Annotated in this window: 21 protein-coding genes; 9 read left to right on the plus strand and 12 right to left on the minus strand. The window is 64.8% G+C overall.

The window, feature by feature from the left end; all coding sequences use genetic code 11:
* Positions 1-15 precede the first annotated feature (15 nt).
* Together J7355_RS09550 and J7355_RS09555 are read left to right on the plus strand one after the other, a co-directional pair.
* Complete coding sequence (locus J7355_RS09550; RefSeq protein ID WP_209062084.1) at positions 16-2,958, plus strand: valine--tRNA ligase; 2,943 nt, start codon at positions 16-18, stop codon at positions 2,956-2,958.
* 257 nt (positions 2,959-3,215) lie between these two features.
* Positions 3,216-3,752, plus strand: coding sequence for an FxsA family protein (locus J7355_RS09555; protein WP_209062028.1), 537 nt, complete (start codon positions 3,216-3,218; stop codon positions 3,750-3,752).
* On the opposite strand, the gene J7355_RS09560 is transcribed toward J7355_RS09555, so the two are convergent.
* Complete coding sequence (locus J7355_RS09560) at positions 3,671-4,780, minus strand: hypothetical protein (protein WP_209062030.1); 1,110 nt, start codon at positions 4,778-4,780, stop codon at positions 3,671-3,673. The two genes, J7355_RS09555 and J7355_RS09560, sit on opposite strands and share 82 nt — an antisense overlap.
* 150 nt (positions 4,781-4,930) lie before the next feature.
* Here J7355_RS09560 and J7355_RS09565 point away from each other — a divergent pair, with 150 nt between their 5' ends.
* The 4 genes from J7355_RS09565 to J7355_RS09580 all read left to right on the plus strand — a co-directional run bounded on the left by J7355_RS09565 (position 4,931) and on the right by J7355_RS09580 (position 9,595).
* Positions 4,931-5,884, plus strand: coding sequence for an AAA family ATPase (locus J7355_RS09565; protein ID WP_209062032.1), 954 nt, complete (start codon positions 4,931-4,933; stop codon positions 5,882-5,884).
* 143 nt (positions 5,885-6,027) lie between these two features.
* Entirely contained in the window at positions 6,028-6,981 is a 954-nt protein-coding gene (locus J7355_RS09570) for a DUF58 domain-containing protein (protein ID WP_209062034.1), read from the plus strand.
* A gap of 8 nt (positions 6,982-6,989) precedes the next feature.
* Positions 6,990-9,023, plus strand: a complete 2,034-nt coding sequence (locus tag J7355_RS09575) for a DUF3488 and transglutaminase-like domain-containing protein (protein ID WP_209062036.1) — start codon at positions 6,990-6,992, stop codon at positions 9,021-9,023.
* Positions 9,020-9,595 (plus strand): NUDIX domain-containing protein, encoded by a 576-nt coding sequence (locus tag J7355_RS09580; protein ID WP_209062038.1) that lies wholly within the window; start codon positions 9,020-9,022, stop codon positions 9,593-9,595. The genes J7355_RS09575 and J7355_RS09580 overlap by 4 nt, the downstream gene beginning before the upstream one ends.
* Here J7355_RS09580 and J7355_RS09585 read toward each other — a convergent pair.
* The 7 genes from J7355_RS09585 to ilvN form a co-directional block, all read right to left on the minus strand.
* Positions 9,592-10,857 (minus strand): MFS transporter, encoded by a 1,266-nt coding sequence (locus tag J7355_RS09585; RefSeq protein WP_209062040.1) that lies wholly within the window; start codon positions 10,855-10,857, stop codon positions 9,592-9,594. The two genes, J7355_RS09580 and J7355_RS09585, sit on opposite strands and share 4 nt — an antisense overlap.
* Positions 10,858-11,118: 261 nt before the next feature.
* Positions 11,119-11,586, minus strand: coding sequence for a ribosomal protein S18-alanine N-acetyltransferase (gene rimI / locus J7355_RS09590; protein ID WP_209062041.1), 468 nt, complete (start codon positions 11,584-11,586; stop codon positions 11,119-11,121).
* Positions 11,583-12,440 carry a uracil-DNA glycosylase gene (locus tag J7355_RS09595; protein WP_209062043.1) on the minus strand — a complete coding sequence of 286 codons (858 nt, stop codon included), beginning with the start codon at positions 12,438-12,440 and terminating at the stop codon, positions 11,583-11,585. The genes rimI and J7355_RS09595 overlap by 4 nt, the downstream gene beginning before the upstream one ends.
* A gap of 57 nt (positions 12,441-12,497) precedes the next feature.
* Entirely contained in the window at positions 12,498-13,265 is a 768-nt protein-coding gene (gene pssA / locus J7355_RS09600) for a CDP-diacylglycerol--serine O-phosphatidyltransferase (RefSeq protein ID WP_209062045.1), read from the minus strand.
* A gap of 71 nt (positions 13,266-13,336) precedes the next feature.
* Entirely contained in the window at positions 13,337-13,990 is a 654-nt protein-coding gene (locus J7355_RS09605) for a hypothetical protein (RefSeq protein WP_209062047.1), read from the minus strand.
* Positions 13,991-14,025: 35 nt separating this feature from the next.
* Positions 14,026-15,042, minus strand: coding sequence for a ketol-acid reductoisomerase (ilvC, locus tag J7355_RS09610; protein WP_209062086.1), 1,017 nt, complete (start codon positions 15,040-15,042; stop codon positions 14,026-14,028).
* A 70-nt stretch (positions 15,043-15,112) separates the two neighbouring features.
* Positions 15,113-15,637 (minus strand): acetolactate synthase small subunit, encoded by a 525-nt coding sequence (gene ilvN, locus J7355_RS09615; protein WP_209062049.1) that lies wholly within the window; start codon positions 15,635-15,637, stop codon positions 15,113-15,115.
* 171 nt (positions 15,638-15,808) lie between these two features.
* On the opposite strand from ilvN, the gene ilvB reads away from it, so the two are divergent.
* Positions 15,809-17,650, plus strand: coding sequence for a biosynthetic-type acetolactate synthase large subunit (ilvB, locus tag J7355_RS09620; protein WP_209062051.1), 1,842 nt, complete (start codon positions 15,809-15,811; stop codon positions 17,648-17,650).
* A 105-nt stretch (positions 17,651-17,755) separates the two neighbouring features.
* On the opposite strand, the gene J7355_RS09625 is transcribed toward ilvB, so the two are convergent.
* Together J7355_RS09625 and J7355_RS09630 are read right to left on the minus strand one after the other, a co-directional pair.
* Positions 17,756-18,049 carry a HigA family addiction module antitoxin gene (locus J7355_RS09625; RefSeq protein ID WP_209062052.1) on the minus strand — a complete coding sequence of 98 codons (294 nt, stop codon included), beginning with the start codon at positions 18,047-18,049 and terminating at the stop codon, positions 17,756-17,758.
* 30 nt (positions 18,050-18,079) lie between these two features.
* A complete protein-coding gene (locus tag J7355_RS09630) occupies positions 18,080-18,517 on the minus strand; it encodes a hypothetical protein (RefSeq protein ID WP_209062054.1) in 438 nt (145 codons plus the stop codon).
* A gap of 305 nt (positions 18,518-18,822) precedes the next feature.
* Here J7355_RS09630 and J7355_RS09635 point away from each other — a divergent pair, with 305 nt between their 5' ends.
* Together J7355_RS09635 and J7355_RS09640 are read left to right on the plus strand one after the other, a co-directional pair.
* Entirely contained in the window at positions 18,823-20,157 is a 1,335-nt protein-coding gene (locus J7355_RS09635) for a GntP family permease (RefSeq protein WP_209062056.1), read from the plus strand.
* 141 nt (positions 20,158-20,298) lie between these two features.
* Positions 20,299-21,012: a VTT domain-containing protein gene (locus tag J7355_RS09640; protein WP_209062058.1), complete on the plus strand. Its 714-nt coding sequence runs from the start codon at positions 20,299-20,301 to the stop codon at positions 21,010-21,012.
* Between the two features lie 64 nt (positions 21,013-21,076).
* On the opposite strand, the gene map is transcribed toward J7355_RS09640, so the two are convergent.
* Both map and J7355_RS09650 read right to left on the minus strand, forming a co-directional pair.
* Entirely contained in the window at positions 21,077-21,841 is a 765-nt protein-coding gene (gene map / locus J7355_RS09645; RefSeq protein WP_209062060.1) for a type I methionyl aminopeptidase, read from the minus strand.
* A gap of 125 nt (positions 21,842-21,966) precedes the next feature.
* Positions 21,967-23,100 carry a PIN domain-containing protein gene (locus J7355_RS09650; protein ID WP_209062062.1) on the minus strand — a complete coding sequence of 378 codons (1,134 nt, stop codon included), beginning with the start codon at positions 23,098-23,100 and terminating at the stop codon, positions 21,967-21,969.
* Between the last annotated feature and the right edge of the window lie 948 nt (positions 23,101-24,048).

A 24,048-nucleotide genomic window follows, 5' to 3' on the forward strand; every position in this document is an offset into this window, starting at 1 on the left:
CGCTTGATGGCCGACATGGACAAGACCTTCGACCCCCATACCATCGAGGCCCGCTGGTATCCCGTATGGGAGGAGCGCGGCTATTTCGCGCCCGATTACGATGCCCCGGGCGACCCCTACTGCATCATGCTGCCGCCGCCGAACGTCACTGGCAGCCTGCATATGGGCCACGCCTTTCAGCACACGCTGATGGACGCGCTCACGCGCTACCACCGGATGCTCGGCCAGCCCACGCTCTGGCAGCCCGGCACCGACCACGCGGGCATCGCGACCCAGATGCTGGTCGAGCGCAAGGTCGAAGCCGAAGGCCAGTCGCGTCACTCACTCGGCCGTGATGCCTTCACCGATCGCATCTGGGACTGGAAGGCCGAATCCGGTGGGCACATCACGCGCCAGATGCGACGCATGGGCACCTCGGTGGACTGGTCGCGCGAGCGTTTCACCATGGACGACGGCCTGTCGGAAGCCGTGCGCGATACCTTCGTGGCCCTCTACGACAAGGGCCTGATCTATCGTGGCCAGCGGCTGGTCAACTGGGATCCGGTACTCAACACGGCGGTCTCCGATCTCGAGGTCGAAAACGCCGAAGTCGCCGGCCACATGTGGCACTTTAAGTATCCGCTGGAAGACGACGAGACCTACGAATACATCGAGACCGACGAGGACGGCAACGAGACCTTTCGCGAAACCCGCGATTACATCTCGATCGCCACCACGCGTCCGGAAACAATGCTCGGCGACGGCGCGATCGCGGTGCATCCGGACGACGCGCGCTATGCGCTGATCGTCGGCAAGCGCTGCGAGATTCCGGTCGGCCCCAAGGCACAACGCCGGCTGATCCCGATCATCACCGACGAATACCCGGACCCGGAATTCGGCTCGGGCGCGGTGAAGATCACCGGCGCGCACGACTTCAACGACTATGAAGTCGCCCGGCGCAACGACATCCCCATGTATCGCCTCATGGACAGCACCGCGCACCTGCGCGATGACGGCGAACCCTACGAGCGCGCCGCCGTGCGCGCGGCCGAGATCGTGGCCTCCGGCACCACGCCGAGCGCGGCCGACGTGGACGCGATCAACCTGGTGCCGGACGCGTACCGCGGTCTGGAGCGATTCGAGGCCCGCCGACAGATCGTCGCGGCCATCGACGCCGACGGCCTGATGATCACCGTCGAAGACAAGGCGATCATGCAGCCCTACGGCGACCGCTCGGGCGACGTGATCGAGCCGATGCTCACCAACCAGTGGTTCGTGGACGCCAAGACGCTTGCCAAACCGGCGATCGAGGCGGTCGAGGACGGGCGTATCAAGTTCGTGCCCGGCAACTGGGACAAGACCTATTTCGAATGGATGCGCAACATCCAGGACTGGTGCATCTCGCGCCAGCTCTGGTGGGGCCACCGGATTCCGGCCTGGTACGACGACGCCGGCAACATCTACGTCGGCAAGAACGAGGCCGACGCCCGGGCGCGCAACGACCTCGCCGACGACGTCACGCTGACGCAGGACGAGGACGTACTCGACACCTGGTACTCGTCGGGCCTGTGGGCCTTCTCCACGCTCGGCTGGCCCGAGAATACGCGCGCGCTCAAGACCTTCTACCCGACGTCGGTGCTGGTCACCGGCTTCGACATCATCTTCTTCTGGGTCGCCCGGATGATCATGATGGGCGTTGAATTCATGGACGACGTGCCGTTTCGCGAGGTCTATGTCCATGGCCTCGTGCGCGACTCGGACGGCGCCAAGATGTCCAAGTCCAAGGGCAATGTGCTGGACCCGATCGACCTGATCGACGGCATCGACCTGGAATCGCTGGTCGCCAAGCGCACCGCCAACATGATGCAGCCGCAAAAGGCGAAGGCGATCGAAAAGACCACGCGCAAGGCCTTCCCCGACGGTATCGCCGCCCACGGCACCGACGCACTGCGCTTCACCTTCGCCGCACTTGCCTCGCCCGGGCGCGATATCCGTTTCGACCTGGGCCGCGTGGAGGGCTATCGCAACTTCTGCAACAAGCTCTGGAACGCCGCGCGGTTCACGCTCATGCAGATCGGCGACGACTACGTGCCGGCGGCCGACGACGCGGTCGAACTGTCGCAGGCGGATCGCTGGATCGTGTCGCGCCTGCAGCGTCTCGAGGCAGAAGTCACGAAGCAGTTCGACAGCTATCGCTTCGATCTTGCCTCGAAGGCGATCCACGACTTCATCTGGCACTACTTCTGCGACTGGTATCTGGAGCTCATCAAGCCGGTGCTCTCCGGCACGTCCAGCGACGCGCAGAAGGCCGGCACCCGGCGCACCCTGCTGCGCGTGCTGGAAACCACGCTGCGCATCGCGCATCCGCTCATGCCCTTCATCACCGAGGAAATCTGGCAGCGCGTCGCGCCGCTCGCGCGCGGCGAAGCCCTGGCCGAAGGCGGCGAAAGCATCTCCACTCAGGCGTTCCCGCGCCCCGATGAATCGCGTATCGACGAGGCGGCCGAGGCCGAAATCGACTGGCTGCGCGACGTGATCGCCGGCCTGCGCACGATCCGCGGCGAGATGGATATCGCCCCGAGCCAGACCATTCCGGTCATGGTCGCCAATGCCAGCGCCAGCGATCGCGAACGGCTCGCCACCCACCGCGCGGCGATCGATTTTCTCGCCCGTGTCGAATCCGTCGACGAGATCGCGGCCGACGACGCGCCCGAGGCCGCCACCGCACTGGTGGGCGACATGCAACTGCGCGTGCCGCTGGCCGGGCTCATCGACCAGGAAGCCGAACTGGCGCGCCTGGACAAGCGCCTGGCCAAGCTAGAAAAGGATCTGGCCGGCATTCGCGGGCGGCTTTCCAACGAATCGTTCGTGGCCAAGGCGCCGGCGGATGTGGTCGACAAGGCCCGCGAACAGCAGGCCAGCGTCGAACGCGAAGCCGCGGAACTCGCGGAACAACGCCAGCGGATCGCGGCCTTATGAATGACGGGCGACCTGAACATGTACCGAGTTCAGGCTGCACGGTGAACTCCTTTGTTAATCCGGCGCCGGCGCGAAAAAGTTTCACGTGAAGGCACAATGACGCGACGAATGAATGCCGACCAGCGATGCGCAAACTTGACCTGGCTTAGCGCCTGCGCACCCTGGCGTGAGGCCTGCTTCATACCGCTCTCGGTATCTGCCAACTCCGGCATGTACTGAGCAAAAGACCTAATCGAGACGATCGAAGGTAGAACACCATGGCCCTACGACTGCTGATCCTGTTCATCGCCCTGCCGATCATCGAGCTGTTTCTGCTCATCAAGATCGGCGGTGTGATCGGCTTTTTGCCGACCATCGCGCTGGTGATTCTCACCGCGGTGATCGGCAGCCAGCTGGTGCGCCGTCAGGGGTTGACGGTGCTCTCACGCATTCGCGAATCGCAGGCCCGCGGCGAAATGCCGGCGCTGCCGATGCTCGACGGCGCCGCCCTGCTGCTGGCCGGTTTCATGCTGCTTACCCCGGGCTTTCTTTCCGATGCGCTGGGCTTCGTGTTGCTGGTGCCCGGCCTGCGTCAGAAGATCGCCCGTCGACTGTTGTCGCGGGTGGTGATCATGCAGCCGGCCGGCGGCGTGAACGAGCGCTATGCCGGCCGGGGCCAGCATTCGCGACCGGACCCGAACGCCGTGATCGAAGGCGATTACGAACGCCGCGATCAAGGCACCGACAAGCGCGGCCCGGCGAGCCCGAAAGCCGACGACACAAGCGAACGCAGCGGCCGCGACGACGGCGTCTGAACGTCGCCCGGCAACGCCGAGCGCGCATAGGGCATCAGCGCCGGCTCGTCCATGGCGCGGGTAAGAAAGATGGACGCGGCGGCGGGCAGATAGGTCGCGGCATTGATCAGCGCGTCGACCGGGGTCATGCCCGCTGCAACCAGTCGCGCGCAGGCCGCCCCGCGATCGATACGGTCGACGTCCGCTGCGCCGTCGTTGTCCAGGGCATCTCGCGCCAGCGCATAGGCTACCGCATCGGTGATCATCGGAATATGCATGACGGGGCGGAACGGGCAGACCTGCTGCACCGCCACGTTGGTCGCGCCGGCAATCGCGGGCGACGGGTTGAGCGCACTGGTGACCACGATCTCGTCGGTGAAACTGTAGATGCTGGTGTAATCCGGCCCGGCCGGTGTCTCGTCGCCGTTGTTCAACGCGCTCAGAAACAGCGAGTCGGGGCGCTGCTGCGCGACCGACTCGGTAGAGCCCTTGAGCTGCTGCAGACAGACCGCATCGGCGGCGATCGTGCCGTGGCTGGAGCCGGACAGCATGATCAGATCGTCCAGCTTGTCGCCGATGTCGGGCCAGAAACGGATCGCCCAGCGTGCTTCCAGCGCGCCCTGGCTGTGCGTGATCACGTCCACCGCGCCCCCGAAACGTTCATAGAGCGTGCGCACCGCGTATACGACATATTCGCTCGACACCTGGGCATCGGCCAGCGCGCGCATGGGCAGGCGCACGGTGCACACGCTGTAGCCATCCGCGGTGAGCACCGGCACATAGGTTCGGTCCCAGCTTTCGCTGGCGGTCAGGCCGGTGCCGTGCACGAGCAGCACTGCGCCATCGCGGCTGCCGGCGTCGCCGCACACAAGCGCTTCGGCAAGCAGCTCGTGGTTTACGCCGAGTGCCGGGCCCGGCGCTTCGGTTACCCCATCCAGAATGGCCGCCATCGTCGTACGCGGCGTATTGGCCGCCGCGGCCACGCCCGCACCCGTGGCGCATAAAACGATCGCAGCCGTCAGCCGCCACACAACGCGCATCACCGCCATCATCCCGCTCCCCGCGAACCGCGCCCGATCCACATTTCTTTTTAGGAAATCTCGATTTTCATACTAGCGGTGACCCCCGGCATGTCAACGCGGGCCCGCATTCGGTAATCTGGCAGACAGCATGACTCGCCCGACCCGTGATACCCGCCCATGACGCCCAGTGCTTCTGCCGGCAGCCCCGCTGCGCGCGCTGCCGACACCGCGATCGGCGCGGAACTCGCCGATGTCCAGCGTGCCGTGGCGAGCCGCGTGTTCGGCAAGCCCGAACGCATCCGCCTCGCACTCGCCTGCCTGCTGGCCGATGGCCACCTGCTGATCGAGGATGTGCCCGGCGTGGGCAAGACCACGCTCGCGCACAGCTTGGCGCAGGCTCTGGGGCTGACTTTTTCGCGTATCCAGTTCACCAGCGACCTGATGCCCAGCGACATCCTCGGGGTGTCGGTCTATGACCGCAACGCGGCAGCGTTTCATTTCAACGCCGGGCCGATCTTTGCCCAGCTGGTGCTCGCCGACGAGGTCAATCGCGCCAGCCCGCGCACCCAGAGCGCGCTGCTCGAGGCGATGGCCGAGCGCCAGGTCACCATCGAAGGGCGCACCCGCGCGCTCGGCACGCCGTTCGCGGTGATCGCGACCCAGAATCCGGTCGATCACAGCGGCACGTTCGCGCTGCCCGACAGCCAGCTGGATCGTTTTCTCATGCGTATCGATCTCGGCTACCCGCCGGATAGCGCGGAACGCCGGCTGTTGGCCGAGGGCAGCCGTCGCCCACCGCCACTCGCGCCGGTCGCCGATACAGCGGCGCTGCTGCGTTGGCAGCAGGCCGCTGCGGCCGTGCATACACGCGACGCCGTGATCGACTACCTGCTGCAGCTTGTCGGGTTCACGCGTCGTAGCGGCGTGTTCGAACAGGGGCTGTCGCCACGTGCGGGCCTGGCCCTGCGTCGGGCGGCCCAGGCCTGGGCATTGATCGACGCGCGCGATTTCGTCATGCCCGAAGATGTGCAGGCCGTACTGCCGGCTGTGGTCGATCATCGCCTGACACGGCGCGATGCCGGCGACAGCCGCGCCTCGGCGCTGCTTCGTGAACAGGTCGGCGTGATCTAGACGCTTGCCGGCACCCGGTATCGTTCCGGCATCGGCGACTCGGCCGCAATGACCGCGCGAATGCGCGATCGAGGGAATGTCTTGCGCAACTCGCAACACCACATCCGCGAAAAACACACCCCGCGCGCCGCGCCGTGCCGTTCATGAGCCTGCGCGGGCGCGCCCGCGATGCCCGTGCGCGCTTCATCGATCGACGCACGCCGGTTCGCGCGCTGCCGCTCGCGGTGTCGCGGCGCCGGCTGTATATCCTGCCCACACGCAGCGGTGCCCTGTTTGCCGTTTTGCTCACGGTCATGCTGCTGGGTGCGACCAATTACGAGAACAGCCTGGCCTTCGCGCTCACGTTCTGGCTCGGCGCGATTACGCTCGTCTCCATGCACCATGCCCACGGCAATCTGCTCGGCGTGCAGATCATCACCGTGAGCGCCGCACCGGTATTTGCGGGCAATGCGGCGCGATTCGAGATCAGCCTCAATCACGACACCGGACGAGCGCGCCGGGCATTGCGGATCAGCGCCGACGACGCCGAGGCGAGCACCCGGGTCGATATCGAACCCGGCGATACCCGGACCGTCACCATTGCCGTGCCAGCCACGCACCGCGGCCGGCTGCGCTGTCCGCGGTTGCGGATCGAAAGCGTCTACCCCATCGGCCTGTTTCGCGCCTGGACATGGCTGCAGCCGGATGCCCGCGTGTTGGTCTATCCACGTAACGCCGGACGCGATCGCCTGCCCGCCCGCGCTAGCGGCGAACAGCCGGCACAGCAGCTCACCGCTCGCGGCCACGACGATTTCCTTGGCCATCGCCCCTATGTGGCCGGTGACTCGACGCGCCGTATCGACTGGAAGGCCAGCGCGCGCAGCGACGATCTGCTCGTGCGCGAGTACGCCGAGCGCCGCAGCGAAACCCTCTGGCTGGACGAAGCGCTTGCCGGGGCGGGCGATCGCGAGGCGCGGCTGTCGCAGCTCGCCCGCTGGGTGCTGCTCGCCGATCGCGCGGGCCTGGCCTACGGGCTGCAGGTGAACAACGAGCGCATTGGCCCCGACGCGGGCCCCGCGCACCGGCAGGCCTGCCTGCGGGCTTTGGCGCTGGCATGAGCGCTGGCATGAGCACCGTGGCACGCAGGGGTAGGCTGGAAGCGCCGGACGCGGCCCAGCGCCTGCGTCTCGTCGTCTGCCTGAGCCTGATCGCGATCCCGCATGCCCTGCACCTGCCGCTGTGGGTGCTCGGCCTCGCGGTGCCAATCATCATCTGGCAATTCATTGCCGCCTCGCGCGGTTGGCCCCTGCCCGGCCGGCTGGTGCGATTCGCGCTCGCGGCCGCGGCCTTCGGCGCCGTCTTCGTCGGCTTCGGGCGCGTCAACGGCCAGGAGGCCGGCGTGTCGCTGCTCGTGCTCATGCTCGCGCTCAAGCTCTGCGAGATCCGCAGCCATCGCGATGCGATGGTCTTCCTGTCGCTGACCTGTTTTCTGCTCGTCACCCAGTTCCTGTTTTCGCAAAGCCTCGCGATGGCGGTCTATCTGGTCGTGGGCACCTGGGTGATCATGGCCGCCTTCGTGGATATCGGCAGCGGCGGCCCGCCGCGGGCCACGCTCGCCGAAAGCGCGCGCCTGCTCGCCCAGGCGCTGCCGATCGCGGCCCTGCTCTTCGTGCTGTTTCCGCGTATTCCGGGCCCGCTATGGGGGCTGCCCTCGGACGCCGGTGCACAGGCTACGAGCGGGCTGTCCGAAAGCATGTCCCCGGGCAGCATCACCGATCTCGCGCTGTCGGGCGGTGTGGCGCTGCGTGCGCGCTTCGACGCCGATGTGCCGCCGCCCGCCGCGCGCTACTGGCGCGGCCCAGTGCTCTGGGATTTCGACGGCCGTACCTGGTCGCGCAATCAGGCCAACGAGCGCCTGCCGGCGGCCGATCTCGCGATCGCCGACGGGCAGCGCTGGCAGGTGGATATCACCCTCGAGCCGACCCGACACGACTGGTTGATCGCGCTCGATGTGCCGGTCGCTGCCGACCGCCCGACCACGCGCAGCGCGGGCGCGACTCTCACCGCCGACGACGACATCGATCAGCGCATCCGCTACCTCGCCACATCGATCAGCGGCGGCGTGCTCGACGGCGACCTCGCGGCCACCACGCGTCGTCGCGCCCTGCTGCTGCCGGTCGAGGGCAACGACCGGGCGCGGGCGCTGGCACGCCGCTGGCGCGCCCAGGGCCTGGCGCCCGCCGAGATCGTTGATGCCGCGCTGCTGCGTTTTCGCCGCCAGCCGTACAGCTACACGCTTACGCCACCGGCAACGAGCCGCGACAACAGTGTGGACGACTTCCTGTTCGAGTCGCTGGCGGGTTTTTGCGAACACTACGCGGGCGCGTTCACGTTCCTCATGCGCGCCGCCGGCGTGCCGGCACGGGTGGTGACCGGCTATCAGGGCGCTGAACAGGCCACGGTGGGCGACTACTGGGTGGTGCGCAATTCCGACGCCCACGCCTGGGCCGAGGTCTGGCTCGAAGGTCGAGGCTGGGTACGAGTCGATCCGACCGCCGCGGTCGCGCCGGGGCGGATCGAATCCGGCGTGGCGGCATCGATCGCCGATCGTAATGCCCTGCCCTATATGGCGCGCGGCGGCGGCGATGCCTGGTATCGCATCCAGATGCTCTGGGACGGCATCAACGCCGGCTGGAATCGCTGGTTTCTCGCCTACGGCCCCGGACTGCAACAACGCGTGCTCGACATGCTCGGCCTGGGGGGCGGCTGGGGCAAGGCGTTGCTGGCCCTGACCGCGGGCGTGGTTGCGTTGCTGGCGCTGGTTTCGGTCGGCATCGCCTGGCGTCTGCGCCAGATCGCGGATGCCGACCCGGTCGTGCGCGCCTGGCGCCAGATCTGCGCGCGCCTGGGCGCCATCGGCTATCCACGCGCCGCCAGCGAAGGCCCGCGCGCCTACGCCGAACGCATCGCCGCACTACGCCCCGACCTCGCGGATTCGATCGACGACCTGGCCCGTCGCTATGTGCGGTTACGCTATGGGCACGACACCGACGATGCGCGCGACCGGCGCCAGGCATTCATCGCCCGCGCCCGGGCCTTTCGTGCGCGCCGACGCGCACGCGCCGAACACGGGCCAGGCACGCCCCGGAGTAGACCATGACCGACGACCCCCGCCGTTTCTGCCCTCTCTGCGCCAGCGCGCTCGAACAGCGCGAGATCAACGGCTTCGAACGCCCCGCCTGCTCCGCGTCGGATTGCGGCTTCGTGTTCTGGGACAACCCGATCCCAGTGGTCGCAGGCATAGTCGAGCACGAAGGCAAGCTCGTGTTCGCCCGCAACGCTCTCTGGCCCGAAGGCATGTACGGCCTGGTCACCGGCTTTCTGGAGCCGCGGGAAACCCCAGAGGACGGCATCGTGCGAGAAGTCGCCGAGGAACTGGGCATCGAAACCCGTATCACCACCTTCGTCGGCGCCTACGGCTTTGCCCGCAAGAACCAGCTGCTGCTCGCCTATCATCTGGTTGGCGAAGGCGAGATCACCCTCGACCCGGAGCTGGTCGACTATTTCCATGTCGAGAAATCCAAAGCCGAATACTGGCCCGGCGGCACGGGTCTTGCGGTACGCGACTGGCTGCGTACCCAGGGGTTTGATCCGCAACCCCGCGAACTGCCCGAAGCCGTGCAGCAGTGGATGAAAGCGCCGCCAAAGGACGACAGCCGGATCAGCGGCTAGCCTTTGCCGGGCGCCTCGCGCGCGTCGACCCGCGTGAGCAGCCAGCCACCGGCCACGAACAGCACCAGCACGGACAGGATCGACAGGCGGGCGCTGCCGGTCATGGCGGCGGTGACGCCGACCAGCAGCGGGCCGATCACGGCCGCGAACTTGCCCATCATGTTGTAGATGCCGAAATACTCGCCGGCGCGCCCGTCCGGGATAAGCCGCGCGAAATAGGAGCGCGACAGCGACTGCACGCCGCCCTGCACCAGACCGATCACCGCCGCCATCACATAGAACTGCCACTCGTAGGCGAGGAAATAGCCCCAGGCCGTCACGCCCGCGTAGACAGCAAGACCGACATAGATCGCCTTCTTGGTCTCCCATTTCGAGGCGAGCCAGCCGAAGGCGACCGCTGCCGGGAAACCGATGAACTGCACGAGCAGGAGCGCGGTGATCAGACTCGTCTCGCCGAAGCCGAGATTGAGGCCGAAATCCACGGCCATGCGGATGATGGTGTGCACGCCGTCGATATACAGCCAGTAGGCGATCAGAAACACGAGTACCGGCTTTTCGCTGAAGATGCGCCGCGCGGTACGCCGCAGCTCCGCGAGGCCTTCGCGCATGGCCTGGCCCGCGCCGGGTGCATCGGCCGGGCGGCCCTCGTCCACCCACAGGAATACGGGCAGCGAGAACAGCCCCCACCAGACCGCGACACTCAGAAACGACCAACGCACGGCGGCGGCGCGATCCGCCAGAGCGAACAGCTCCGGCCACAGCGTCATCGCGACGTTGACCGCCAGCAGCAGGCCGCCGCCGAGATAGCCCAGACCGTAACCGAGCGCGGAGACGCGATCGTAGTCGGCCGGCGTGCAGACATCCACGATCAGGCTGTCGTAGAACACCATGGCGAGAAAAAACGCCGTGGAGGCCACCACGAACAGCGACAAGGCCGACAGCCACTGGCCTTCGCCGACGAAGAACAAGCCGGCCGTAGCGACAACGGCAACACCTGTCGCTGCCGCCAGCCAGGGCTTCTTGCGCCGGCTGCGATCGGCGATCGCACCCAGCAGCGGCGCAAGAAACAGCACGATCAGGCTCGCCAGCGCGCTGCCGACCCCGAGCTGCAGCGTGCTGGTCTCGGCCGGATGCCCCGAACTCCAGTAGGTCTTGAAGAAGATCGGGAAGAAACCCGCCACCACCGTGGTCGAGAACGCCGAGTTGGCCCAGTCGTAAAAAGCCCAGCCGAACTGGGCCCGGCGGTTGCGGGAGTCGCTCATGGAGATGTCCTAGGGCCTGTTAACGCTCATGAAATCGCGGCGTAGCGGGCCGTTTTCGTACGAGACCGGGCGCCGTGTCGCTGGGTTGTATGGGCGTACTGCGACGCGAAATCGCGCAAGCTCGAATACGGTTCGGGCGGCCCGCTTCCCGAACCGTTGCGCGCCCACGTGAATAATCAGCAGCGCCATACGGCGCTGCGTGGCTTGTCCGGCACGATTTCGGGCGGCAACACGGCGATTCCACATTCGTGTTGACCGCCCTTAAATCAGATCCAGCGCGAGCAGCAGTGCGTCCTCGCGCCCGTCCGGCGCCGGATAGTAGCCCGGCCGCGTGGCAATACGCTCGAAGCCGCAACGCTTGTACAATCGCCGGGCCGACTTGTTCGACGGGCGCACCTCCAGCAGCACACGCTCGGCGCGCTCGGCCTCTGCCTGGCCGATCAACGCCTCGAGCAGCCGATCCGCCACGCCGTGGCCGCGCGCGTCGGGGGCCACGCACAGATTGAGCACGTGCGCCTCGCCGACCGCCACCGACAGCAGTGCATAGCCGATCACCTGTTCGTCGAGATCGGTCGCCACCCAGGCGTGATAGCCAACGCGCAGACAGTCGCGGAAGATGCGCTCGCTCCAGGGATAACCGTAGGACACCTGCTCGATCTCGAGCACCGCCGGCACATCGCGCGAGCGCATGCCGCGCACCCCGATGAGCTGGCGTGGTTCGACGCTCATGCGGCCGCGATCCGCCGCGCGATCTGCTTGAGATCGTCCCAGGCCTTGGCCTTCTGGCCGGGGCTGCGCAACAAGAACGCCGGGTGGTAGGTCACCAGCACGTCGAGCTCGCGACGCGGGTATCGATGCAGGCTGCCCCGCAGCTTGCCCAGACTGGCCTTGCTGTCGAGCAGCGTCTGGGCGGCGACGCGCCCGACCGCGACCACCAGTTTGGGATCCATCAGCTCGATCTGGCGCTCCAGAACCGGCCAGTCCGCGGCCACCTCGTCCGGGTTCGGATCCCGATTGTTGGGCGGGCGAAACTTGCAGATGTTGGTGATGTAGACGTTGGTTTCACGCGAGCAGCCAATGGCGAAGAGCATGCGGTCGAGCAGCTTGCCGGCACGGCCGACAAACGGCACGCCGTGGGCGTCCTCGTTGGCACCGGGCGCTTCGCCGACGATGAGCACATCCGCATCACGCGCGCCGATGCCGAACACCGGCCGCGAGGCGCCGCGATGGTCGCGCGTGGCAAGCCACGCTTCCAGCGCCTGCCAGTCCATCGACGAAACGGGGCCGAATTCATCGCCGGGCGCGCTGGTGGGCGCGGGCCGCGAAGTCTCGTCCGGTTCCGGCGCGGCCGCGGGCGCGGGCACCGGCGCCGACTCCTCCGCTACCGAATGCGAAGCCGCGGCGGCCGGGCGCGTGTCGGCGCTCGTCTCGACGTCTGTCGGCGCCGCTGTCGTTTGTGCTTCGACTGCGGCGACCGGCGTCGGCACGCGCGACGCGGTTTGCGCGAGGGCGCCGTCGACACGCGGTTGCCAGTCCACGAGGCCGAGCGCCGAGAGCATTCGCTTGCGTTCGTCGAGCGCCATGCCGACAGACTACCCGCTCGCCGTGCGTTTGCCAGCCATGACGACGCCTCGAACGTGTCAGGCCCGGGGCTGGCGACGCCGCCGACGGCGCAGTGCCTGTACCGGGCCCGAGAGCGCGTAGACGAGAAACCCGAGGAACAGCACGCGCGGCGGGTCGATGACGATCGCCACGAACACGATCAGCATGAACAGGATGTAGCGAAACGGCACCCGCTCGCCGAAGTTGAGATCCTTGAAGCTGTCGTAGCGCACGTTCGAGACCATGAGCACGCCGGCAATCACGGTGAGCGCGAACACGAACACCACGAGGTTGCTGCCCTGAATGCCGAAGTCGGCGCCTACCCAGACAAAGCCGACCAGCAGGCCGGCGGCTGCCGGGCTCGGCAGACCGAGAAAAATCTTCTTCTCGGTGGCACCACCCCGGGTGATGTTGAACCGCGCCAGGCGCAGGGCCGCGGAGGCGGCATAGAAGAACGCGGCCAGCCAGCCCAGCTTGCCCGCCACATCGCTGTAGTACGCCAGGCTTTCCAGGCTGTAGAGATAGGCCAGCAGCCCGGAGGCCAGCCCGAAAGAGACCAGGTCCGCGAGGCTGTCGTACTGGATGCCGAAATCGCTTTCGGTATGCGTCAGCCGGGCGACGCGCCCATCGAGCATGTCGGTGAGCATGGCCACGAAGATGGCCACGGCCGCCACCACGAATCGCCCCTGGGTCGCCGCGATGATGGAATAGAAACCGGCAAACAGCGTGCCGGTCGTAAACAGGTTGGGCAGCAGGTAGATGCCACGCTTGCGGCGGCTTTCCCGCACGGTCTCGGTATCGTTCATGGCCCAGAGTCTAAAGCAGAGTGGCCGCGAGACCTATCGCAGTTCGCGCGGCGGAGGCAGGCCGCGGGGCTTTATGCCGCCTCGGGATTGTCGCCGCGACCGTTTTCGCTCTTGTGCACGAGCTTGGCGAGTACGCAGGCGCCGCCACGCACGCGGTCGCCGAGTTCGACTTCCACCCGCGAATTGACGGGCAGGTACAGCTCCACTCGGCGTGCGAGCCGTCGCATGCCGCAGCAGCGGCCCTGGCCGACGCGCTCGCCGTAGTTGCTGCGACAGGGGCGCAGCCCGAACAGGCTGCCTTCGCGGATGACGATGACGAGGTCGTCGCCTTCGTCGGTCTTGATGCGTGAGGCGCAGCCATCGAGTTGTTCGATGGCCTCCCCGGTGAGCTCGAGCACCGTACCCTCGACCGGCGAACGGATCAGGTAATTGCCGAACACGTCGACCTGCAGCGACAGCTTGATCGCCTCGCGGTCGAGAAACGGGTCGTAGCATTCACGCCGATGCACCACCCGGCCGTCCACCGGCGCAATGATCGCCAGCGGCTCGGCCGGGACGTTGCGCGGCGCGTCCCGAAAATACAGGCCGCCGGCGACGACCAGCACCAGCAACGGGCTGGCGGCCCAGAAACTGACCGCGGCGTTCACGATGAAGAACGCCACGGTCAGCCCGATGAGCACGACCCAGCCTTCGGGTACGAGATGGAAGAGCGTCTTGCGCCGCATGCGGCGGAATCCGTTCTGTCAGACCGGGGCGTCGACTAGTTGCGCGACTTGTCGACGATCTTGTCCTTGGCGATCCACGGCATCATGCCGCGCAGCTTGTCGCCCACCTGTTCGATCTCGTGCTCGGCGGCCAGACGACGGCTCGCCTTGAGCGTCGGGTTGCCGGCCTGGTGCTCGCCGATGAACTCACGCGCGAACTTGCCGGTCTGGATCTCCGACAGGATCTTGCGCATCTCGGCCTTGGTCTCGTCCGTGATCAGGCGCGGACCGCGGGTGATGTCGCCGTATTCGGCCGTGTTCGAGATCGAGTAGCGCATGTTGGCGATGCCGCCCTCGTAGATCAGGTCGACGATGAGCTTGACCTCGTGCAGGCACTCGAAATACGCCATTTCCGGCTCGTAGCCCGCTTCCACCAGCGTCTCGAAACCGGCCTGGATCAGCGAAATGGTGCCGCCGCAGAGCACGGCCTGCTCGCCGAACAGATCGGTTTCGGTCTCGGCGCGGAAGGTGGTTTCGATCACGCCGGCGCGGCCGCCGCCGTTGGCCACGGCATAGGCCAGTGCCACGTCCTTGGCCTGGCCGGAGGCATCCTGCTGGACCGCGATCAGGCTCGGCACGCCGCCGCCCTTTTCGTAGGTGGTACGCACGAGATGGCCCGGGCCCTTGGGCGCGATCATGATCACGTCGAGATCGGCACGCGGCTCGATGAGTTCGAAATGCACGTTGAAGCCGTGGGCGAAGCCGAGTGCCGCGCCCTGCTTGATGTTCGGCTCGATCTGCTCGTTGTAGAGCGCGACCTGGTGCTCGTCCGGAGTCAGGATCATCACCACGTCGGCGCTGGCCGTCGCGTCTTCGATGCTGGCGACCTTCAGGCCCGCGGCTTCGGCCTTCTTGGCCGAGGAGGAGCCTTCACGCAGGCCGACAACCACATCGACGCCGGAGTCCTTGAGGTTGTTGGCATGGGCGTGGCCCTGCGAGCCGTAGCCGATCACGGCCACTTTCTTGCTCTGGATCAGGGACAGATCGCCGTCCTTGTCGTAGTACACGTTCATGCTCAAGGTCTTTCTCCTGCTTTATAGGTAAGGACACGCCCCGTGCGTGCCGCGACGTCTTGACTGGAAGTTAGAAGCGAGCCAGGGCTTCGCCGTTGGGATCGTGATAGTGCAGGCCTGCGGCGCCCGGCGTCATCGTCACCGCGCCGCTGCGTGCGAGCTCGACCAGTACACCGGCCTGCTCGAGCGTGGCGATGAAGGTGTTGAGATCGTCGCCCTCGCCCAGATAGCGCAGCGTGGCGAGATCGCCGTGGCGGCTGATTTCGGCCACGTCGTAAGGGTCGGCCAGCGCGTCGATGGACGTGCCGCCCTCTTCGATGCGGACCTTGATCAGGGCGAGTTCGAGTTCGAGGTGTTCATCGCCGGTCATGTCGATGACATCGATCACGTCGACCAGCTTGAGCAGCTGGCGGTTGATCTGCTCGACCACGTCTTCGGTGCCGCTGGTGGCCAGCGTCAGGCGCGATACCGCGCTGTCCTCGGTCGGCGCCACGTTGAGGCTTTCGATATTGAAGCCGCGCTGCGAGAACATGCCGGCCACGCGAACGAGCGCGCCCGCCTCATTGGCCATCAGAACGGATATGACGTGTCGCATGCCTTGAAAGAGCCTTGAAAACTGCCTGCCGGCGCGTGCAAACCGCGCAAAATACGCCCAATGCACGGGCGAAGCAACCGACTCGCGACCGAATGTCCGACAAGCGCCCCGGTGCGCGATTCTTGTGCGCTATAATTCGCCGTTTTCCACGCCGTAAACTCCGGTGCAATCATGCGCAACGCCCAGTCCGCCGCCTCGACCGATCCCCATCCGCTTAGCGGAACCGTGCTTTCGGGCGCGGACACGATCGTACAGGTACTGGCCGATGAAGGCGTCGACACTATCTTCGGCTATTCCGGCGGCGCCATCCTGCCGACCTACGACGCGATCTTCCGCTACAACGAGGACAACCACGACCGCATGCCGCTGATCGTGCCCGCCAACGAGCAGGGTGCGGGCTTCATGGCCGCGGGTTATGCGCGCGCCTCGGGCAAGGTCGGCGTGGCCATGGTGACGTCCGGACCGGGCGCGACCAACTGTGTCACGCCGGTGCGCGACTGCATGGCCGATTCCGTGCCGATCGTGCTCATCTGCGGCCAGGTCGCGCGTGCCGCGGTCGGCACCGACGCGTTCCAGGAGGCGCCGGTCTCCAACATCATGAGCAGTGCGGCCAAGCACGTGTTTATGGTCACCGATCCGGACAAGCTGGAGGCCACCGTGCGCACCGCGTTCGAGATCGCGCGTTCCGGGCGCCCCGGCCCGGTCGTGATCGACGTGCCCAAGGACGTGCAGAACTGGGAAGGCCGTTTCCAGGGCTCCGGCCTGCTGCCCGTACCCGGCTATCGCCAGCGCATGCGCAGCCTGCGCGAGAACGAGCTCACCGACGACAAGTGCGCGCTGCTGTTCGAGCTGCTTGCCAACAGCGAACGCCCGCTCATCTATGCCGGCGGCGGTGTAATCAACGCCGACGCCGCGCGTGAACTGGCGGCCTTCGCCCAGGCGTTCGGCATTCCGGTGGTGACCACTTTGATGGGTATCGGCGCGTTCGATACCACCGACGCCCTGTCGCTGCACATGCTCGGCATGCACGGCACGGCATTCGCCAACTACGCGGTCGAGGACTGCGACATGCTGATCGCGGTCGGCGCGCGCTTCGACGATCGCGTGGCCGGCGTGCCCGACAAGTTCGCGCCCAATGCGAAATCGCTGGTGCATTTCGATGCCGACGCCTCCGAGATCAACAAGGTCAAGGCGGTGGACTGGCACCACGTCGGGCTGTTCTCGCCGAGTCTGTCGCGCGTGCTCGCCTATGGCCGTGAACAGGGCTTTTCTGCCGACTACTCGGCCTGGCACGAGCATGTAAAAACGCTCAAGCGCGACTACGCGATGAACTATGCGCGCGATACGGCAATGATCCAGCCCTATGCGGTGATCGAGGAGATCAACCGCCATACCGGCGGCAAGGCCGTGATCGCGACTGGCGTGGGCCAGCACCAGATGTGGGCCGCCCAGTACTTCGACTTCTGCGAGCCGCGTCTGTGGCTGACCTCCGGCTCGATGGGCACCATGGGCTTCGGCCTGCCCGCGGCCATCGGTGCCGCCTTCGCGCGGCGCGACAAGCTGGTCATCGATATCGACGGCGACGCGTCGATTCGCATGAACATCGGCGAGCTGGAAACCGTGACCACCTACAACCTGCCGGTGAAGGTCGTCGTGCTCAACAACAACGGCGACGGCATGGTGAAGCAGTGGCAGAAGCTGTTCTTCAAGGGCCGGCTGTCGGCTTCCGACAAGTCGCTGCACAAGAAGGACTTCATCAAGGCCGCCGAGGCCGACGGCTTCGAATACGCCGAGCGTCTGCGCGACCCGGCCGACATGGAACGCGTGGTCAAGGAATTCCTCGAGTTCCGCGGCCCGGCGTTCCTGGAAGTCATGGTCGACCCGGACGCCGGCGTGTACCCGATGGTCGGGCCCGGCAAGAGCTACAAGGAAATGATCACCGGCGACCACATCAACAACCGCTACGACCCCTCCGGCGGCGAGCGCGAGATCGGCGCGTCGGAGATGTTCTAGCGCATCGTTCGGATAGCGCCAGATACGAAAAAGGCGGGGCCAGTCGGTCCCGCCTTTTTTGTTCCAGCAACCGGGGTTCCAGCGCCACTCGAGCGGTCGCTGGTCTTACGCCGCGTCGAATTCGATTTTCTCGACCCCGTCGAGATTCACCGTCTGCCGCGCCTGCCAGAGCTCGTAGTTGTCCTGCATCGCGAGCCAGCTTTCCGGCGATCGCCCGAGCGTCTTGGAAAGACGCAGCGCCATTTCCGAACTCAAGCCGCTCGCGCCCTTGAGGACCCGGTTCAGGGTTGAAGGCGATACGCCGAGCTTTCCGGACAGCATGCGCCCTGTAATCCCGAACGGCTCCATATAGACCGTCCGAATGAACTCACCCGGATGCGGCGGATTGTGTATGGCCATCAGTAGTCGCCCTCTTGTCCTGCGCTCGTCTCAGATACCGCAGTCCGCACGCGTGACCTCGATATCGCCCAGCGCCGTGCCGTCGTCGCGTTTGTAGCGATAGGCGATCTGAAATTCCTTTTGCAACATGCGCCGCAGCCGCCCTCGCGCGCAGATGGTTTCCTGGATGCCGTCTTCGTAGCGCGACATGAACGTGTCGGCATCGAGGGTATCGGCGAGCGGCGGCAATAGCGTGTAGTTGAACGCCAGCGTTTCGCCGTCGACCGTGGTGTTGTCCAGGCGCGTGCTGTCGTCGACTTTCGTGGGCAGATCGGTGTTGATCTGCGCCGAAACCTTATCGAGAAACTCGGTACGGCTCGCGGCCGACTCGCCGACGAAGTACGGCGCGACGACATAGCCGATCACGCCGAGCGCGATCAACAGCACGAGGCCGCCGGCAACGGCAGCAAGTTTGGAAAGATTGCTCATGGCAGCGGACTGCTTCTCCTTGTGCATCGGGTCGGGTTTTTGCCGGGCGCGGCGTGGCCGCTGTTGCCGATTGGCGACTCCGACTCTAGTCGCAAACGCAAGACACGACGCCACCGATTCTTGCAGGCTCTTGCGCCCGGATCGTATCCGGGCAGCAAGCCCCGGTACTCGAATGCGATCGCGAACGAGGCGCCGCCCTCGGCGCCGTACTCGCTAATCACAACCTCAAACGCCGGCCGCACCGGACACAGGAAAATACACCATGGGCCTGATCGGCATCTTTCTCTCTCTCTCTCGCGCTGCTGATGTTTCTCGCCTACCGCGGGATCAGCGTACTGATTCTCGCGCCGCTGCTCGCCCTGCTGGCGACGCTGTTCGCCGGCGGGCTGCCGGTACTGGCGACCTACACCCAGGTCTTCATGCCGGCGCTGGGCGATTATCTGGTGAAATTCTTCCCGCTGTTCCTGCTCGGCGCGATCTTCGGCAAGCTCATGGCGGACTCGGGGTCCGCGCGCACCATCGCCGAATGGTTCACCGAGAAGATGGGCGCCAAGCACGCTATCGCGGCCGTGGTCTTCGCCTGTGGCGTGCTCACCTACGGCGGCGTGTCGCTGTTCGTGGTGGCCTTCGCCGTGTACCCGATCGGCAACGAACTGTTCCGGCGTGCCGAAACGCCCAAGCGCCTGCTGCCGGCCGCGCTCGCGCTCGGCTCCTTCACTTTCACGATGACCGCGTTCCCCGGCACGCCCGCCATCCAGAACGCGATCCCCATGCCCTATTTCAACACCACGCCGTTCGCCGCGCCGATCTTCGGCACGCTGGCCGGCCTCGGCATGCTGATCTTCGGCACGCTCTGGCTGAATCGCCGCCGTGCGCGTGCCGCGGCCAACGGCGAGGGCTACGGCGAGCACGAACCCACCGATTCCGACGCCCAGACCCGGCCCGCCACGCTGCCGCCTATCTGGCGCGCATTATTGCCGGTCGTGGCGGTGATCGCCCTAAACGCGCTGTTCACCTATCTCGTGATTCCCTCGATGGATACGAGCTATCTCAGCCAGGAGGATTACGGCGGCGCCGACATCGGCGACGTGCGCGGCATCTGGGCGATCATCGCCTCGCTGGTGATCGCGATCGCGCTGGTCACCGCGCTGAACTGGCCACGCTTCGACGACCTCAAGCAGAGCTTCAACCGCGGCACGCTCGGTTCGCTGCTGCCGGTATTCAATACCGCATCCGAAGTCGGCTACGGCGCGGTGATCGCCTCGCTGCCGGCTTTCATGGTGGTACGCGATGCGGTGCTGGGCATCTCCAGCAACCCGCTGCTGTCGTCGGCGGTGGCGACCAACGTCCTGGCCGGCATTACCGGCTCCGCCTCCGGCGGCATGTCGATCGCGCTGGAGACACTCGGCAGCGAGTTCATGAGCCGCGCCCAAGCCGCCGGCATCGACCCCGAAATCATGCACCGCGTGGTCGCCCTGTCCTCCGGCGGCTTCGACGCCCTGCCGCACAACGGCGCGGTAATCACCCTGCTGGCCATCACGGGGCTGACCCATCGCCAGAGCTACGCGGACATTTTCGTCGTCGCCGTGCTGATTCCGTTCAGTCTAACGCTGCTGGTGATTCTGGGCGCGTCGATATAGCGATCCGCGGCCGGCGCCTGCTGACCCACAAGCGCGACAACGGCATACTCTCGCTCGGCCGCGTACTGCACGTGACGCCTATACCCACCCGCCTGCGTTTCGATATGCGAGCGCTACGCGCCCCGCTGCGAGGAACACCGTTTGTCGAACAAGACCCTGCTCCGGTTGGCCCTGCTTGGCGTTGCCCTGCTCATCTTCGTGCTCGGCTCGACCGTTTTCGACATCGGCCAGTTGTTCAAGGACACGCGCAGCCAATTCGAGTCTCTGGGCTGGGGCGGCCCGGTACTGTTCGCCCTGATCTACGGCGCGCTGGGCGCGCTCGCCGCGCCGACCGGTCTGGTCGAACTGATCGCGGGGGCGATCTTCGGCTTCTGGACGGGCAGTGCCGCGGTTCTCGCGGGCGCCCTGCTGGCGGCCAATATCGGCTTCGTTTGCGGGCGCTGGCTGGCGCGCGATTGGGTAGCGAAGAAGCTGGACGGCAAACGCCTCGCCGGGCAGATCGAAGCCGCCGTGGAACAGCGTGGCTTCTGGATCACAGTGTTGATTCGCCTGTCGCCCGCCGTGCCCTTCAACCTCACCAGTTATGTGTTGGGCGCGAGCACGATCCGCTGGACCACGTTCATCGCCGCTTCCGTGCTCGGCATGTTGCCGATCAAGCTGTTTCTGATCTGGCTCGGCGCCAGCGGTCAGCACCTGCTGGGCGCAACCAAACCCTCCGCATGGAGCGCCAATGAATGGCTGCTCTACGGCGGCGGGCTGGTGGCGACGATTGTTGTCGTCGTACTCATCGGCTGGACCGTCGCCCGAACCAGTCGGCGCGTGCTTCGAAACGCGGAAGCAGCCGACAATCGCTAACGCATTCGCTGTTGCGGTAGAAACAGTCGCCGGCTGGCACGGCTCGAGACCGCGGCCGCGCCAATTATGCCGTGGCGGCCGCCTGGGAACGGGTGGCCACGATCGGCGCGCCATCGGTCACGATCACCGTGTGCTCGAACTGCGCCGACCGGCTGGCCGGATCGCCCACCAGCGTCCAGCCGTCCGCCGTTTCCGACACGAACGTGCTTCGGGTCGACAGGAACGGCTCGACGGCGATCACCTGCCCGTACTCAAGCCGACGACGATCCCTGCGATCATAGAAACCGACAATAGCCTCAGGTTCTTCGTGCAGCGAGCGGCCGAGGCCATGCCCGGCAAGGTTCTCGATCACCTTGAGCCCGTGCGATTTCGCCACGCGCTCGATGGCCTTGCCGATCCTGTTGATGCGCGCGCCCGTCCGTACCTCGGCCAGTGCGTGGTCGAGCGCCAACTGCGTAGCCGCACATAACGACGCTTTCGCCTCTGCCACCGGCGCAACCACGGTCGTTCCGCCCGTATCCGCGAAGTAACCGTCGCGCTCGGCGGACACATCGACGTTCACGATATCGCCCTCGCCGATCACCCGCGTACTCGGCACGCCGTGGGCGGCCTCTTCGTTCACGCTGATGCAGGTAAAACCCGGAAAGTCGTAGCAGGACATCGGCGCCGATGTTGCACCGAGGCGCGACAGCATCTGGCCGCCGATTGCATCGAGCTGGGCGGTTGTCATTCCTGGCTCGATCGCGGCCAGCATGGCGTCGCGGATTTCGGCGACGATGCGGCCGGCGGCGAGGATGCCATCTAGATCGCGTCGGTTCTGGATAGTCATGAAATTCTATTCGCGCTTAGAACAACTGCCCTGCAACTTGCCGAACGACCGCTACCTTTCGCCAGCAACTCGCCGGCGAACTACCGTTATAGCTAGCCAAGACGTCCAACCGCATTAAACCCTGCCTAAGCGACTCTTACGGATGCGAGACCTTCTATCTCAATGTCGGATTCGGCAAGCATCTTCTCAAAAAGGCGCGGGAGCGCCGATTTGTTGACCTCTAAAAACGCCTCGAGATCGAGGGAAACAGAGCAATCGCCCTTAACTAGAAGGCTCACTCGATTCACTGAAGGCACTTCCCGGTCAGTCAGATTCTCGTTATCTTGCGGCGACAGGTTAGAAAAATTTTCGAATCGCAACTTCCCGGGCGCCACACTAAAAAGAATTTCTGCGTCGACAGTAATTCTAAAAGCTAGCGAGAATGATGCCGACGCGAGGTGCGTGGCTCGTGATAATTCTATATCCGCGTTGTGAACCGGCCATAGATGCTCTATGTGCGCGATATGGCTTTCCGATGGGATAAATCCGTCTTCAAAAAAAGCGCCACGTAATACTTCTTCCAGCTCAGATGCCAAACGACGTGTTATCTGATCTTGGTAAAGACTTAGCAGATTTTCCGCTAGCTTTGCTTTGGCTCTAATGTCATCTTTCGTTAGCTGCCTCTGAACTTTGCCGCTTTTGACAAATGACTCTAGCGAATCATAAAAATCCAAAGAATCCAGATCAGCACAAGACCGCCCTAGAGTAGCGTCTCCAGTAACTACGCTCCAATCTTTACCGTCCGACACCAAGTCTTCAATTTGCACGTAAATAAATGCGTCAGGGAAATCGCTCCTACTTTTAGCGTGCGAAAATGGCTTACCGCCTGCAAAGTAAGCGTTTGTAACCCGAATTGCATGATGCGCCTCAACTTGATGCACTTGAGCACCCACCATATCCAGCCACAAATCAAAATGCTCTGCCAAAACGTTACCGCCCAGTCCTTTCAACGCCGTTATGTGAGCATCAATTTCATCGAGCCGCTTTTGAACTACAGCCGGCACAGCCCGCTTCTTAAACTGTTTTAACGATGAGTCCGCTTTGTTTATGGCTTGTTCAAACTCGTCGATGTGCGACGTTACATACTCGCTGTATACATAACGAGGAACGTGCAAGGCTGCGTGACCTCCAATAAGCAGCCGCTCAAGTATTTTAAATGCATATTTTCTGCGGCTCGGGTCTTGCCTAAATACGCTCGTATCTAAAATCACATTAAGCATAAAATTTTATTACATACTTTTCTTAGAACTTTTATCATTTTTTATAGAATATACACATACTTTATTAAATTACCTGCAACCAAACACCAACATTCGCGCAGTCAACCAAAAAACCTTTAACGGGTAACCACTGTACATAGGATCAGCTATCGCATGGTGCGTGATGCAGACGTTCTCCGCGCTTCGGATCGAACGCGGTTCCGAGGTGCTATCTGGCAGGTATCAGCGCTGGGGTGGGCCATTCATTCAAAGTGACTGCGCGTTGAACGAGCGATTTAAGAAGATTCGACTTGGGGTTTCGCACTGTTGTGCGAGTGTCTTTTATTTGCTTGTCCAAATAAAAGTCACCAAAACAAAAGAAACCCTGTCTTGCGCCGATGCTACGCATCGGTGCCCTGCGCGGCTCCGGCCGCAAGCGGGCCAGCCGGAAACTCGCTGCGCTCAGACATCCGGCTGTCTTATCCGCTTGCGGCCTCCACTGCTCGGCGCTGCGCCCAAGGGGACCCAATACAGGCAAGCTCGCTGTCGCTCGCTCAAGGTCGCGCTTCTTTATGTCGAATCAGGCGTTCGCCTAATTCGACAAGAACGAGGTCGCAAGCTAAATGGCGGCCAGTCGGGTTAGGTGACTCTCGCTGTGGGTCCGGCGTTTGTATTCGGGCCCGTTGCACGGCGACGGAGACACGGAGTGGCGACGGGTGTCCGGCGCATGCGCCGGTGCGGCCAGCTGTTTGAGCGTCGCCAAAGCGATGCGAGTTTTTGCCGCATCCCGTCGTCGCTTCGTGTCGGAGTGAACCGGCGCAGCCGGCGCTGCGCCCGGGTGTCTGAATCGCCCCGGGTTCGTCGGAGGCTCCAACTCTTGAGAGACTGGAGCCATGAAAGCAAGCAAACGTTATTCCCCGGAAGTTCGCCAGCGTGCGGTTCGGATGGTCTTCGATCATCAGGGCGAGT

Source organism: Endozoicomonas sp. G2_2, assembly GCF_017744135.1.
Classification (GTDB): Bacteria; Pseudomonadota; Gammaproteobacteria; order Nevskiales; family Salinisphaeraceae; genus Salinisphaera.